The organism is Pseudoalteromonas sp. NEC-BIFX-2020_002 (genome assembly GCF_013002825.1).
GTDB lineage: Bacteria > Pseudomonadota > Gammaproteobacteria > Enterobacterales > Alteromonadaceae > Pseudoalteromonas > Pseudoalteromonas neustonica.
The window spans coordinates 170,711-185,615 of sequence record NZ_JABEPJ010000006.1; the positions used below are offsets into that span (position 1 = coordinate 170,711).

At 40.2% G+C, this 14,905-nt stretch carries 11 protein-coding genes; 6 read left to right on the forward strand and 5 right to left on the reverse strand.

The window, feature by feature from the left end; genetic code table 11:
• Nucleotides 1–55 precede the first annotated feature (55 nt).
• The 4 genes from cmk to gyrA all read right to left on the reverse strand — a co-directional run bounded on the left by cmk (nt 56) and on the right by gyrA (nt 6,060).
• Nucleotides 56–766: a (d)CMP kinase gene (gene cmk, locus HJP15_RS09155; RefSeq protein ID WP_054453454.1), complete on the reverse strand. Its 711-nt coding sequence runs from the start codon at nt 764–766 to the stop codon at nt 56–58.
• A 107-nt stretch (nt 767–873) separates the two neighbouring features.
• A complete protein-coding gene (gene aroA / locus HJP15_RS09160) occupies nt 874–2,151 on the reverse strand; it encodes a 3-phosphoshikimate 1-carboxyvinyltransferase (RefSeq protein WP_054453452.1) in 1,278 nt (425 codons plus the stop codon).
• Entirely contained in the window at nt 2,151–3,233 is a 1,083-nt protein-coding gene (gene serC / locus HJP15_RS09165) for a 3-phosphoserine/phosphohydroxythreonine transaminase (RefSeq protein WP_054203626.1), read from the reverse strand. Before serC ends, aroA begins: the two co-directional genes overlap by 1 nt.
• A gap of 130 nt (nt 3,234–3,363) precedes the next feature.
• Nucleotides 3,364–6,060, reverse strand: a complete 2,697-nt coding sequence (gene gyrA / locus HJP15_RS09170) for a DNA topoisomerase (ATP-hydrolyzing) subunit A (RefSeq protein ID WP_054203625.1) — start codon at nt 6,058–6,060, stop codon at nt 3,364–3,366.
• Between the two features lie 179 nt (nt 6,061–6,239).
• Between gyrA and ubiG the strand changes: the two genes are divergently transcribed.
• The 5 genes from ubiG (at nt 6,240) to yfaE (ending at nt 11,768) form a co-directional block, all read left to right on the forward strand.
• On the forward strand, nt 6,240–6,950 hold the full coding sequence (gene ubiG, locus HJP15_RS09175) for a bifunctional 2-polyprenyl-6-hydroxyphenol methylase/3-demethylubiquinol 3-O-methyltransferase UbiG (protein WP_054203624.1): 711 nt from the start codon (nt 6,240–6,242) through the stop codon (nt 6,948–6,950).
• Nucleotides 6,950–7,633, forward strand: a complete 684-nt coding sequence (locus HJP15_RS09180; RefSeq protein ID WP_054453449.1) for an HAD family hydrolase — start codon at nt 6,950–6,952, stop codon at nt 7,631–7,633. The genes ubiG and HJP15_RS09180 overlap by 1 nt, the downstream gene beginning before the upstream one ends.
• A 380-nt stretch (nt 7,634–8,013) precedes the next feature.
• A complete protein-coding gene (gene nrdA, locus HJP15_RS09185) occupies nt 8,014–10,296 on the forward strand; it encodes a class 1a ribonucleoside-diphosphate reductase subunit alpha (RefSeq protein WP_054453446.1) in 2,283 nt (760 codons plus the stop codon).
• Nucleotides 10,297–10,365: 69 nt separating this feature from the next.
• Nucleotides 10,366–11,496, forward strand: a complete 1,131-nt coding sequence (gene nrdB, locus HJP15_RS09190; protein WP_054203621.1) for a class Ia ribonucleoside-diphosphate reductase subunit beta — start codon at nt 10,366–10,368, stop codon at nt 11,494–11,496.
• Nucleotides 11,496–11,768: a class I ribonucleotide reductase maintenance protein YfaE gene (gene yfaE / locus HJP15_RS09195; protein WP_054203620.1), complete on the forward strand. Its 273-nt coding sequence runs from the start codon at nt 11,496–11,498 to the stop codon at nt 11,766–11,768. Before nrdB ends, yfaE begins: the two co-directional genes overlap by 1 nt.
• Before the next feature lie 31 nt (nt 11,769–11,799).
• Here yfaE and HJP15_RS09200 read toward each other — a convergent pair whose 3' ends face one another.
• Complete coding sequence (locus HJP15_RS09200) at nt 11,800–12,327, reverse strand: YaeQ family protein (RefSeq protein WP_054453443.1); 528 nt, start codon at nt 12,325–12,327, stop codon at nt 11,800–11,802.
• 149 nt (nt 12,328–12,476) lie between these two features.
• On the opposite strand from HJP15_RS09200, the gene HJP15_RS09205 reads away from it, so the two are divergent.
• Nucleotides 12,477–14,867 carry a TonB-dependent receptor gene (locus HJP15_RS09205; protein WP_170173579.1) on the forward strand — a complete coding sequence of 797 codons (2,391 nt, stop codon included), beginning with the start codon at nt 12,477–12,479 and terminating at the stop codon, nt 14,865–14,867.
• Nucleotides 14,868–14,905 lie beyond the last annotated feature (38 nt).

A 14,905-nucleotide genomic window follows, 5' to 3' on the forward strand; every position in this document is an offset into this window, starting at 1 on the left:
TGCTGCATGGGGTTGTTAAAATAGCACTGGCATCCTGCTGGTGCATAAAATGTGTTTAGTTTCGTTTAGGAAACTTACCTTCAGATATTGCAATATCGATTAAAGTTATAACTTTATCAAATACTTGCTGAGCATTAAGCTCGCTAGTATCGAGTTCAATTGCATCATCTGCAGGCACAAGCGGCGCAACAGCGCGATTCATATCGCGATCATCACGTGCTTTAATGTCTTCTAATAGACCACTTAGTGTAACATCAAGACCGCGCTCATTCAACTCAACAAAACGTCTACGAGCACGTTCTTCTGCACTTGCGGTTAAATATATTTTCAATGGCGCATCTGGAAACACGACAGTGCCCATATCTCGGCCATCTGCAACTAAGCCATTTTCTGTGCGAAATGCGCGTTGGCGGCGTAATAAGGCCTCTCTAACGCGTGGTAGCGCTGCAACTTTTGACGCTGCAGCACCAACCTCTTCATTACGTATTGTAGTTGATACGTCTTCGCCTTCAAGAATAACTTTTCCAGCATTTGTTTGACTATCCACTAAAAATTGCACATCTAAATTGGCAGCTAAAGGCACTAATGCCTCTTCATTGTCCAATGCAATTTGATGGTGAAGTGCAGCCAGTGATAAAACACGATAAATAGCACCACTGTCTAATACATCCCACCCTAATTTCTCGGCTAACAAGCGACAAACAGTTCCTTTACCTGAACCACTTGGGCCATCAACGGTGATTACGGGCATTAATAACGCCTGCATTTAAACCTCCTTCAATGCACACCAAAATAAAACCGCCATATTATACGTCAGATAATTAAATTTATCCGCTTTTTGTATGTAACTTTTTATATCAACAACGCTGTACCTTAATGACTTACTGACGCTAGGGTCTTGAAAAATGTCGGAAATGTTTTATAGGTACATTTAGGATCATTAATTGTAATTGCTTTTCCACCTACTGCTACCATAGCAAAACACATGGCTATGCGGTGATCGTCGTACGTATCAATTGCAACGTCATTAAAGTGTGTTGGGGGGATAATTTCGATAAAATCTTCCCCTTCAACAACTTCAGCCCCGACTTTACGAAGCTCAGTTGCCATTGCATGTAAGCGGTCAGTTTCCTTTACGCGCCAATTATAAATATTACGAATAGCTGTAGGGCCATCTGCAAATAAAGCCACTGTTGCAAGTGTCATCGCTGCATCAGGAATAGCGTTGGCATCTATGTCTACACCTTTCAATTGCCCTTTGCGAACAACTAAGCGCTCATCATACCAATCAATTTTAGCACCCACCTGCTCCATCACTTTGGCAAAACCAATGTCACCTTGCACTGATTTAGCACCAACGCCTTTGATTTCTATTTCACCACCTGCAATCGCAGCTGCAGCTACGAAATAAGAGGCTGATGACGCATCACCTTCAACCATAATGCGTTCAATCGCTTGGTATTGCTGTGCGCCTTTTACGATAAAGGTTTTGTAATCATCATTCGCTACTGCAATACCAAAACGTGCCATGACATCGAGGGTAATATCAATATACGGTTTTGAAACTAACGCGCCTTTAATTGTGATCTTGGTGTCACCACTGAATAAGGGGGCTGCCATTAATAGCGCGGTTAAAAATTGACTTGAAATACTGCCGTCAATTTCAACCTGTCCGCCCTTAATCTGTCCACCCACGATTTTTAGTGGCGGATAATCTTTATTTTTTAAATAAGTTACATCACCGCCAAGCGCTTGCAGTGCATCAACCAAATGACCAATTGGTCGCTCTTCCATACGCGGTTCACCAATTAATTCGTACTCGCCTGATACAGCAGCAAGTACGGCCGTTAGAGGACGATACGCTGTACCAGCATTACCAAGAAATAATGGCTCTGATGGGGTTAATAATTGCCCGCCAACACCTTTTACTGTTGCAACTGTTTTATCATCATTGAGGCTTACATCTACACCCAATAATTTTAATGCGCCTAGCATGTGGCGAATATCGTCACTGTCCAATAAATTTTCAACAACCGTTGTGCCTTCGGCAAGTGCTGCCAATAATAAAATACGGTTTGATAAACTTTTTGAGCCAGGTAATGTCACGCTACCATTTACGTTATTAATTGGCTCTAAACGTAGTTGCTCCATTAGCTGTTCTCCTTGGCAAACTTTGCCATGAAATCAACTAAAGCCTGTACACCGGCAAGTGGCATTGCGTTATAAATACTCGCGCGCATGCCACCAACAATACGGTGTCCCTCAAGGGCTAGTAAACCAGCTTCTTTAGCGTGTGATAGAAATTGCTGATTCAAGCTTTCATCGTTTAACCAAAATGGTACATTCATGCGTGAACGACAGTGTTTTGCCACTTTATTGTTATAAAATGGCGACTCGTCAATAAAACCATAAAGTAATTCGGCTTTTGCAATGTTTTGCTGTTCCATGGCTTTAACGCCACCATTTTGCTCAAGCCATTCGAACACTTCCGCTGCTAAATACCATGCAAATGTTGGTGGTGTGTTATACATACTGCCTTGCTTAACCTCTAGCGCGTAATCAAATACACCAGGTTTAGCTAAGCCTTGGCGCTCTAACAAGGTTTTACGGATGATGACAATGGCTAAGCCTGATGGACCAATATTCTTTTGCGCGCCAGCATAGATTAAATCAAACTTATTGACGTCAAATTCACGAGATAAGATCGTTGATGACATATCTGCGATTATGGGTGCAGTAGGATGACTTGGTACGTCAAATACTTCAATACCATCAATGGTTTCATTAGGGCAATAATGAATGTATGACGGATCCGCGGGGAATTGCCATTCGCTCACTGGCTTGATTGAAAATTGCTCATCACTATCATTACGTACATCAAGCTCTGTCACTTGGGTAAATTTTAATGCCTCAGTTACTGCGCCTTTTGACCATACGCCGTTTTCACAATACACGGCGGCTTTGTCATCGAGGTGCAAATTTAACGGTACTGCAGCAAATTGACCGCGACCACCACCGTGCATAAATAATATTTCAAACTCGTCACTAATATCCATCAAACGGCGTAGACTTGCTTCACATTTTGCTGTGAGCGCTAAAAACTCTTTACTTCGGTGGCTTATCTCCATCACCGACACACCTAAATCTTGCCAATCAACAAATTCTTTTTGTGCTTTTGCCATTACTTCTGGCGGCAACATTGCAGGCCCCGCACAAAAATTATATTTACTCATTACCTTTCCTCATTCCAGTAATTTAACAATAAGAGTGTATATTTATCCCCGTATCTGGGGATTAATATTATTGCTCAGTTTTATTTTAACAATAAAAAAAAGCGGCCAAAGCCGCTTTTATTTATTAATGCTATTCTGCTGGAGGGTTATCCCCAGCGTCATCATTAACAATCTCGACTACTTCAACGCTTTCGCCTTCGATAGCTTCAAGCTCATCGATTTCAATTTCTTCGATACGTTGTAAACCAACTACTTGCTCTTCGTCAATAGTTCTTATCAAAATAACACCTTGGGTATTACGCCCAACTGTAGAAACTTCGTTAACGCGAGTTCGTACTAAGGTTCCACGATTAGATATAATCATGATTTCATCGTTATCATCAACTTGAACTGCACCAACAACAGCACCATTACGCTCACTTACTTTGATTGATACCACACCTTGAGTCGCACGACTCTTCGATGGATAATCTTCAAGTAAAGTACGCTTACCATAACCGTTTTCAGTTACTGTTAAGATAGCACCATCTGTCTTAGGTACAATTAATGAGACAACACGTTGACCTTCAGGCATTTTAATACCACGAACACCCGTTGCTGTACGACCCATCTGGCGTACACCTTTGAACTTGATTTCTGGCTTACCATTTTCATCAAGTACTGGGTTACCATTTTCATCTAATACTGGAGATTCTTCAGCTTCTTTAAAGCGAACAACTTTACCAGCATCAGTGAATAGCATGATCTCGTTGCTTCCATCAGTGATGTCTACACCAATTAAGCTATCACCATCATTTAAGTTAACCGCAATAATACCGCTAGCACGTTGACGGCTATACGCTGTCAGTGGTGTTTTCTTAACTGTACCAAATGCAGTTGCCATAAAGATGTATTTATCTTCTGCATATTCACGCACCGGTAAGATTGCTGTGATACGTTCGTCAGCCTCAAGCGGCAGTAAGTTTACAATTGGCTTACCGCGGGCAGCTCGGCTAGCAAGCGGTAATTGATACACTTTAAGCCAATATAAGCGACCAGCTGTTGAGAAACACAGAATCGTATCGTGCGTATTTGCAACTAATAAACGTTCGATGAAATCTTCATCTTTCATCTTCGTTGCTGACTTACCTTTACCACCACGACGCTGTGCTTCGTAATCAGATAATGGTTGATACTTAACGTAACCTTCGTGAGAAAGTGTAACTACTACGTCTTCTTCAGTGATCAAGTCTTCTAAACTGATATCATGCGCTGCGGCATTGATTTCCGTACGACGTTCATCACCATATTGCGCTTTAATTTCAACTAGCTCATCGCGGATAACTTCCATTAAGCGCTCTGGTGTAGCAAGAATATATAAAAGCTCAGCAATTAAATCTAATAACGTTTGGTATTCGCTTAGAATCTTTTCGTGCTCAAGACCTGTTAGCTTATGTAAACGCAAATCAAGGATAGCTTGGGCTTGTTGCTCAGAAATATAATACTGACCATCACGAATGCCTAAGTCATCAGCTAACCAATCAGGACGCGCTACATTTGCTTCACCCGCTTTTTCAAGCATGGCTTTAACATTACCTAATTCCCACGGACGCGCGGCTAAGGCAATTTTTGCTTCAGCTGGGGTTGGCGAGTTACGAATAAGTTCGATAATTGGGTCAATGTTTGCAAGTGCAATCGCTAAACCTTCGAGCATGTGTGCACGATCGCGAGCTTTACGTAAATCAAATACGGTGCGGCGCGTTACAACTTCACGACGGTGAATAATAAACTCTTCAAGCATTTCTTTTAAATTGAAACACTTAGGTTGATTATTAATTAAGGCAACCATGTTCATACCAAACACAGTTTGTAACTGAGTTTGTGCATAAAGGTTGTTTAGAATCACTTCACCTACATCACCACGTTTGATCTCGATAACGATACGCATACCGTCTTTATCTGATTCATCACGTAATGCACTAATACCTTCAATCTTCTTATCTTTAACCAGCTCTGCAATCTTTTCGATTAAACGCGCTTTGTTTACTTGATAAGGGATTTCGTGAACGATAATCGTTTCACGATGAGTTTTTTCGTCGACTTCGATTTCTGCACGTGCACGCATGTACACTTTACCACGACCGGTTAAATAGGCTTGTTCAATGCCTTTTTTACCATTAATAATTGCCGCAGTTGGGAAATCTGGCCCCGGAATATAATCCATTAACTCAAGGATTGTTAAATCAGGGTTTTGAATAAGGGCTAAACAACCATTCACAACTTCAGTTAAGTTATGAGGCGGAATGTTTGTTGCCATACCTACCGCAATACCCGATGAACCGTTTACTAATAAGTTAGGAACTTTCGTAGGCAATACGTCAGGAATTTGCTCTGTACCGTCGTAGTTAGGTACAAAATCAACCGTTTCTTTTTCAAGATCGGCCAAAAGCTCATGAGACATTTTCGCCATACGGACTTCCGTATAACGCATTGCTGCTGCTGAGTCACCATCAACTGAACCAAAGTTACCTTGGCCGTCTACTAGCATATAACGTAATGAGAATGGCTGTGCCATACGTACGATCGTGTCATACACAGCGCTGTCGCCATGGGGATGGTATTTACCAATTACGTCACCAACCACACGGGCTGATTTTTTGTAAGGCTTATTCCAATCATTATTAAGCTCGTTCATAGCAAACAAAACGCGGCGGTGAACAGGTTTTAAACCGTCACGTACGTCTGGTAATGCTCGTCCTACAATTACGCTCATCGCGTAATCTAAATAGGAGTTTTTTAACTCGTCTTCAATATTGACTGGCAGAATTTCATTGGCGAAATCAGTCATTTGATATCACATTCCTTCAGTATTTACCCCTAAAGTGCCACATACTGGGCGCTTGCGGGTATTTAGTTATTATTACCAAGTCATGCTACCACAATTTATTTATATTTACAGGCGCTAAATCTTTGCGATTTATTAATTTCCCCCTATATAATGGCCTCAGATTGACGAGGAAGCTTTTTATGACCGAACATCAAAATGTAGATAACGCAGAAATTGCAAAATTTGAAGCCATTGCCGAACGATGGTGGGACCGAGATGGAGAATTTAAACCTCTTCATGAGATCAACCCGTTACGATTAGACTTCATAGCCGACAAAGCCCATGGTTTGTTTGACAAAGAAACACTCGACGTAGGCTGTGGTGGTGGAATTTTAAGTGAAAGTATGGCGCGAATGGGCGCACACGTGACCGGTATTGATATGGGTCAAGAACCATTAACCGTGGCTAAATTGCACAGTTTAGAAACAGGTGTAAATGTTGAGTATATAAAAATACCAGCAGAAGAGTATGCAGCGCAGTACCCTGCTCGCTTTGATACTATTACCTGCATGGAAATGTTAGAACATGTACCTGATCCCGCTTCTATTATCCATGCCGTTGCCAAACTAGCCAAACCGGGTGCGGATGTATTTTTTTCAACCTTAAATAAAACCCCAAAAGCATATTTGTTTGCCATTGTTGGCGCAGAAAAGTTATTAAAAATGGTGCCAGAGGGAACTCACGACCACAAAAAATTTATTAAACCTGCACAACTTATTGCATGGGCAGAGCAAGCTGGATTAAAAGTACGTGCCAGCGCTGGCCTTAGCTATAACCCGCTATCAAAGCAATACAGCTTAAATACCGATGTCAGCGTTAATTATATTTTGCACTTTGAGAAACTGGCGTAATGGCTGACTCTAAAACAGCAACGCCAGTTATTAGCTATGATGCCTTTATTTTTGATTTAGATGGCACACTACTGGACACCGCAGATGATCTAGGCGCAGCGCTTAATAGCGTACTCGTTGATCATGATCAACCACAGGTTTCGGCTGACATCTATCGTCCTGCAGCTTCTAATGGTGCCATGGCGCTGCTGGAAGCCGGGTTCGGCCAGCAGTGGCATGCTCACCCAAAGCAAGGTGATTTACGCCAGCAATTGTTAAATGCTTACGCAAATAATATTGCAACGCATAGCCACTGTTTTTCTGGTATAGCGTCTTTATTAATTGCTCTTGAGCAAAAAAACATTAAATGGGGAATAATGACCAATAAACCTGGCTTTTTGACCACCCCATTAGTTTCAGCGATTACTGAATTAAAAGGCGCGCAAGCGGTTGTCAGTGGTGACACGTTAGCAGTAGCCAAGCCTTCCCCATTGCCGCTACTACACACCGCTAATTTATTAGGTGTTGAACCAACTCGGTGTTTATACATAGGTGATGCACAGCGTGACATTGTCGCAGCCAAAGCTGCAAACATGCACAGCGCTACGGCATTATGGGGATATATCCCTAGTGTAGCTGATGCAATAGGCTGGCAAGCTGATTTTAATTGGTACTCCCCTATTGATGCTTTTAACCATATATAGTGCCTAGCTAATTTTTAACCACTACATATTGTGATTGTGTTAATTTTTGTGCATTGATTGCTGATAAAAAAAGCAGCAGAAATTTATTTTTAAAATGAGATAATTTACTCAATCTGGAGTTGATTTTTATAAATTTCATTTTAATCAGAAGGTCAAAGGTTAATGCCCACTAACACAATCATGTTATCCCAACCTTATCCACAATCAAGGGTATTTATGTACCTTGCAAAAGATCGCAGACCACTCTATCTTGTGACCTAGAATTTGATAAGCACCAGATGTTGTGGCTAAGACTTATACAATTAAATTCTCGTTAAAGTAGCATTAACACAATAAAAATTTTTTTAGAAAATATTTCCTCAAGGAATACAGGCAAAATTATGAACCAACAGCTATCTGTAAGCAAACGTGACGGCCGCAAAGAGTCACTTGATTTAGATAAGATCCATCGCGTTATTGCTTGGGCCGCCGAGGGTCTAAAAAATGTCTCTGTCTCGCAAGTTGAATTAAAATCACATATTCAATTTTATGACGGTATTCGTACCGAAGACATTCATGAAACCATCATTAAAGCGGCAGCCGATCAGATCTCTAAAGAGTCTCCTGATTATCAGTACTTAGCTGCACGTTTAGCTGTATTCCACCTACGTAAAAAAGCATATGGTCAATTTGAACCACCTCGTTTATATGATCACATTGTTAAGCTAGTTGAAGACAAGCGCTACGACGCTCACTTACTGGCTGATTACACAGAACAAGAAATTGATGCATTGGACGAGTACCTTGATCATGGACGTGATTTAAACTTCAGCTACGCTGCGGTTAAACAACTTGAAGGTAAGTATTTAGTCCAAAACCGCGTTACAGGCGAAATCTATGAGAGCGCGCAGTTTTTATACATTTTAGTAGCCGCCAGTCTGTTTTCAGATTACCCAAAAGAAACACGTTTAGATTACATTAAACGTTTTTACGACGCAGTTTCATTATTTAAAATTTCATTACCAACACCAATAATGGCCGGTGTACGTACGCCGACACGTCAATTTAGTTCATGTGTACTTATTGAGTGTGGTGATAGCTTAGATTCTATCAATGCAACATCATCCGCGATTGTAAAATACGTATCGCAACGTGCAGGCATTGGTATTAATGCTGGTAGCATTCGTGCACTTGGTAGCCCTATTCGCAATGGCGAAGCCTACCACACCGGTTGTATTCCTTTTTATAAGCACTTCCAAACAGCCGTTAAAAGCTGCTCGCAAGGTGGTGTGCGTGGTGGTGCAGCCACTTTATTCTACCCGCTTTGGCATTTAGAAGTTGAAAATTTATTAGTACTTAAAAACAACCGTGGTGTTGATGATAACCGTGTACGTCACCTTGACTACGGTGTTCAGTTTAATAAACTTATGTACTCGCGTTTAATTAAAGACGATTACATCACGCTCTTTAGCCCATCAGACGTGCCTGGTTTATATAATGCATTTTTTGAAGATCAAGATGAATTTGATAAATTATATGTGCAGTACGAACAAGATGACTCAATTCGTAAAAAACGTATTAAAGCCATTGAACTGTTTTCAATGTTTGCACAAGAGCGTGCAAGTACAGGCCGTATTTACTTACAAAATGTAGATCACTGCAATACGCACAGCCCGTTCATTGCTAAAGTTGCGCCTATTCGTCAATCTAACTTATGTTTAGAAATAGCGTTACCAACTAAGCCGCTTAACAATGTAAATGATGAAGAAGGCGAGATTGCTTTATGTACTTTGTCAGCATTTAACTTAGGTGCGATTGAGTCACTGGATGAGCTTGAAGAACTTGCAGAGCTGGCTGTACGTGCCCTTGATAATCTGCTTGATTTTCAAGACTACCCTGTCCCCGCTGCAAAAAATGCAACCATGGGTCGTCGCACATTAGGTATAGGCGTAATCAACTACGCTTACTATCTTGCTAAAAATGGTAAGCGTTACTCTGATGGCAGTGCTAACGCATTAACGCACAAAACATTTGAAGCAATTCAGTACTACCTAATGAAAGCATCAAATGAACTTGCAAAAGAACGCGGTGCTTGCCCTAAATTTAACGAAACAACGTATTCACAAGGTATTATGCCAACAGATACGTATAAGCGTGATTTAGATAAAATCTGTGATGAGCCATTGCATCTAGATTGGGACACATTGCGTGCCAATATTAAAGAGTATGGTATGCGTAACTCAACGTTATCTGCGTTGATGCCGTCAGAGACATCATCACAGATTTCAAACGCAACGAATGGTATTGAGCCTCCTCGCGGGCATATCAGTGTAAAAGCCAGTAAAGATGGTATTTTAAAGCAAGTTGTGCCTGAGTATGAGCGCCTAAAAGATAGCTACGAGTTATTATGGGATATCCCATCAAACAAAGGTTATTTAGAACTTGTTGGTATTATGCAAAAATTTGTTGACCAAACAATTTCTGCAAACACTAATTATGATCCAAATAAGTTTGAAGGGGGTAAAGTACCTATGAAGGTGTTACTACAAGACTTACTAGGTGCATATAAACTAGGGGTTAAAACACTTTACTACCATAATACACGTGATGGTGCTTCTGATATGCAAGACGAAACACCAGAAGTGGAAGATGATGATTGTGCAGGCGGCGCATGTAAAATCTAATCGATTATAAATATAAATTTGAAGCGGGCTTTACGCCCGCTTTATCCTGTTCGTTTTTTGAGTGATCTTATGTCTTATACTACTTTTAGCCGAAACCATAATAACCAACTACAAGAACCGATGTTTTTCGGCCAAACCGTTAACGTATCGCGTTATGATCAACAGAAGTACCCTATTTTCGAAAAATTAATTGAAAAACAACTTTCGTTTTTTTGGCGCCCAGAAGAAGTTGATGTAAGCAAAGACCGCTTAGATTTCCAAGCCTTGCCAGATCACGAAAAACATATATTTTTAAGTAATTTAAAATACCAAACTTTGCTTGATAGTGTACAAGGTCGATCGCCTAATGTTGCATTACTGCCGATTGTGTCTATTCCTGAGCTTGAAACTTGGATTGAAACATGGGCATTCAGTGAAACAATTCATAGCCGTTCATATACACATATTATTCGTAATGTAACCCAAGCCCCTGAACTTATTTTTGACGATATCGTCAGTAATGAAAAAATTAGTGAACGTGCTGATGCGGTAACTAAATATTACGACGAGTTAATTAATAAAGTTGCCGTATACAACTTATATGGTGAAGGTAAGCATGTGCTTAACGGTGAAACCGTTAATATCAGTTTATTTGAGCTTAAAAAACTTTTGTACCTTGCCATGATGTCAGTGAATATTTTAGAAGCGATCCGCTTTTATGTTAGCTTTGCTTGCTCATTTGCATTTGCTGAGCGAGAGCTAATGGAAGGTAATGCAAAAATAATAAAACTTATTGCCCGTGATGAAGCACTGCATTTATCTGGTACACAACATATTCTTAATATTATGCAAGATGGCAAAGATGACCCTGAAATGGCTATTGTAGCCGCACAGTGTCGTGAAGAAGCAATTCAAATGTTTGTTGATGCTGCTGAGCAAGAAAAAGAATGGGCTGAGTATTTATTTAAAGATGGATCCATGATTGGTTTAAATAAAGATATTCTTTGTCAATACGTAGAATACATTACCAATGCACGTATGATTGCAGTTGGCCTACCTGCACAATTTCCGAGTAACAGCAATCCAATTCCTTGGATCAGCTCATGGCTTGTTTCTGATAATGTACAGGTTGCCCCACAGGAAGCCGAAATAAGCTCATATCTTGTTGGCCAAATTGACTCGCAAGTAGATGCGTCTGACTTTGGTGATTTTGATCTCTAATGTCTGTACAAAAAACTGCAAAGGTTCACCTTGCAGATGACAGCCAGTGTTTTGATTTTAATACTGGCTGCCCTTCTCTTTTAGACTGTTTAGAACAAAACAAATTAACTGTGCCCTATCAGTGCCGCGAAGGCTATTGTGGTGCCTGTAGGGCAACGCTTATTGATGGAACTGTTAATTATAACCAAGAGCCTTTAGCGTTTGTCAGAGAAGGCGAAGTATTACTGTGTTGTTGTAAACCAAATGGCAGTATTACCCTGAGTTTTAAATGATTAAAAGACGAGATATAAACATTGGTACGTTTTAGTGCCAATCAAATTTATTCGTTTCATAGCAATGATCTTTATCGCTAATCATCAAACTTGTGTCATCTATTATAACATCCCAGCTTAAGTTTCTCGTTAAGCCAGCCCGTATATCATCAATAAACTGCTGATCAATTTCAATAATATGGCTGTTTGAAAAGAAACTCAATCGTGTCTGAACATCCGCTAGCCAATCAGTATTGGCGGCGGTCAATATAAGAAGCTCATCAACATTTTTGGCTATTTTAATTAGCTGCTCTGCATCGGGCTTATCAACACTTAGCCATGTCTTATAATGCTCGTCTAAGGCTTTAATACTAACGTCTGGCGTTAGTTTATCAAATTGCTTATTTATCACCGCATCTTTATCATAAGATAGCAGACAGTAACCAAGTAGCTTTAAAATAAAATGCTCTAAGCTCTCATTCTTAACTAAAGCCGTAGTGAACACTTCTTGGTGGTTCCGTTGCTGGCGCAAATCAGCAATAGTAAACCGAGCTTTAAAAACGCGGGTTTTATCACTCATTGCAAATACCTATGATCGGCTACTTAAAAGTAAGTATAGCGGATATAAAAATTTAAGCGGATTATTAAAAGTTATGGTATAACATTATTGATCCTCTTTATTGTTGGTGTTATATTATATCACAACATAATCATCACGATGTAGTACCCATGATCCGACATTCATTAATTTCCACTGCAATAATCACTGCCCTTAGTTCATTTTCCGCTCATGCTGGCATTATCAAAGGCCAAGTATTAGATACTAATAATCAACCAATTAGTCAGGCCGATGTACATATACACGGGAAAACACAATCAATTAAAACTGATGACAATGGTCAATTCAGTATTAATGTTGATGCCAATAGTCAATTACACATAAGTAAAAGTAATTACATTGATGCACGTATTGCAGTAAATGAAGCTAGCTCGGCTCTAAATATTACACTCACCCCAACGTCTGTTGAAACGATGGTCGTATATGCGTCAGCTTTGCATAAAAACAGCTTAGAAATGATTTCGCCAGTGAGCGTACTTGCTGGTGATGAATTACGTAACAAAGCTAAACCAACCCTAGGTGAAACTCTCAAGGGAATTCCTGGCGTAAATGCCAGTTATTTTGGTCCGGTATCATCAAGTCCAATTATCCGTGGTTTAGATGGCCCGCGCGTTAAGATCACACAAAACGGATTAGACAGTAGTGATGCGTCACGCATTGGTCCTGATCACGCGACCTCAAACGATAGTTTAGCTGCAGAACAAATTGAAGTTTTACGTGGACCTGCAACCCTACTCTATGGGTCAGGTGCGATCGGCGGCGTGGTAAATGTTGTTGATAACCGAATTCCGACTGATAACATTGAACAGCTAACTGGTGCTGTTGAATACACCCATGACACGGTTTCAAATGCTAATACGTATGCAGCAAAACTGGAAACAGGTCACAACAACTTTAATTTTCATTTTGATGGTACAAAACGTACTGGTGATGATTATCAAACGCCGCGTTTTGATTTACCCGAAGAAGAGCACGAAGATCATGACGGCCATGAAGAAGAAGAACATGAAACCGCAACATCTGTAGAAAACACATTTATTGATAGTCAAACCGTTAATTTTGGTACCAGTTATGTGGGTGAACATTTTACTCTTGGTTTGGCTTACGGACGTATTGATACTGACTACGGTATCCCTGCACATGAACACCATGAACACGAACACGATCATGAGCTCGGCCATGACCACGAAGAAGGTGAAGAAACGCCAGTTTATGCACGTGTAGAGCAAGCTCGCTGGCAAGGTCTTATGAGCTATGCGTTGCATAATAATTGGATAGAAACAATTAACTTACGTGTTGGTTATACTGACTATCGTCATGCTGAAATTGAAGATGGTGCTATTGGTACTATTTTTAGTAACGAAACTACAGAAGCACGATTAAACATTGAGCATAAGTTTGCTAATTGGCACGGTATGGTAGGTTATCACTTTAGCGATTCTGACTATGACGCTAATGGCGAAGAAGCATTTACTCCAGCCAGTAAAACAACCAGTCATGCAATCTTTATTTTAGAAGAGCAGCAAATTGGTGATGTTACTATTGAGTTTGGTGCACGCTTAGAAGATTACACTATTGATAGCGCAATCGCAGACCATGACCATGACCATGACCATGACCATGACCATGATGAGTCAAACGCACAAACACAGCTATACAGTAAAAGTTTCACTAATTTAAGCGTCTCTGCAGGTGGTATTTGGCAGTATACGCCAGGACAAAGTATCGCACTAAGCTTATCTCATTCTGAACGAGCACCGCTTTCTGCTGAATTACTTTCAAATGGTGTTCATATTGCCACCGGCACCTATGAACTTGGCCTAGGCTATGAAATTGAAGAAGGTGAGATTCACTTTGAGCCAGAGGATATAAAGCAAGAAACATCAACTAATATTGATTTAAGTTTTAGACGCTTTAGTGGTGATTTTGGTTATACCGTTAACTTTTTTTATAACGATATTGAAAATTTCTATTATCAGCAAAATACGGGTCTAGTCTTCGATGAAGAGCACGGTTTAGAAGCTGCAGAAGAAGGTCACGAAGGTGACATGACTGTATATCAATTTGTAAGCAAAGATGCACAATTATATGGTCTAGAATTTGATGCGCATTACAAAATAAATTCAAATGCGATGATCAAGCTTTTTGGTGATTCTACAACGGCCAAGCTATCTTCTGACGATAATAACTTACCGCGTATACCTGCGAACAAGTTAGGCTCTGAGTTACAATATAATCTTAATGATTGGCAGTTTAGCTTAACCGGCACACATTATTTTGAACAAAATGACATTACCGCTTATGAAACTGCAACTGATAGCTATACATTATTTGATGCACAAGCAAATTACCAATTAACCGTTGGCCCTGTTGATACACAATTTTATATCAATATAGATAATATTACAGATGAATTAGGCTTTGTTCACAGCTCTTTTATCAAGGATAAAGCCCCTCTACCTGGTCGTAATTTTAGAATTGGTGTACGTGGTTACTTTTAATACCAATCTGGGTCGATATGGGGTCTATTTAATGACAA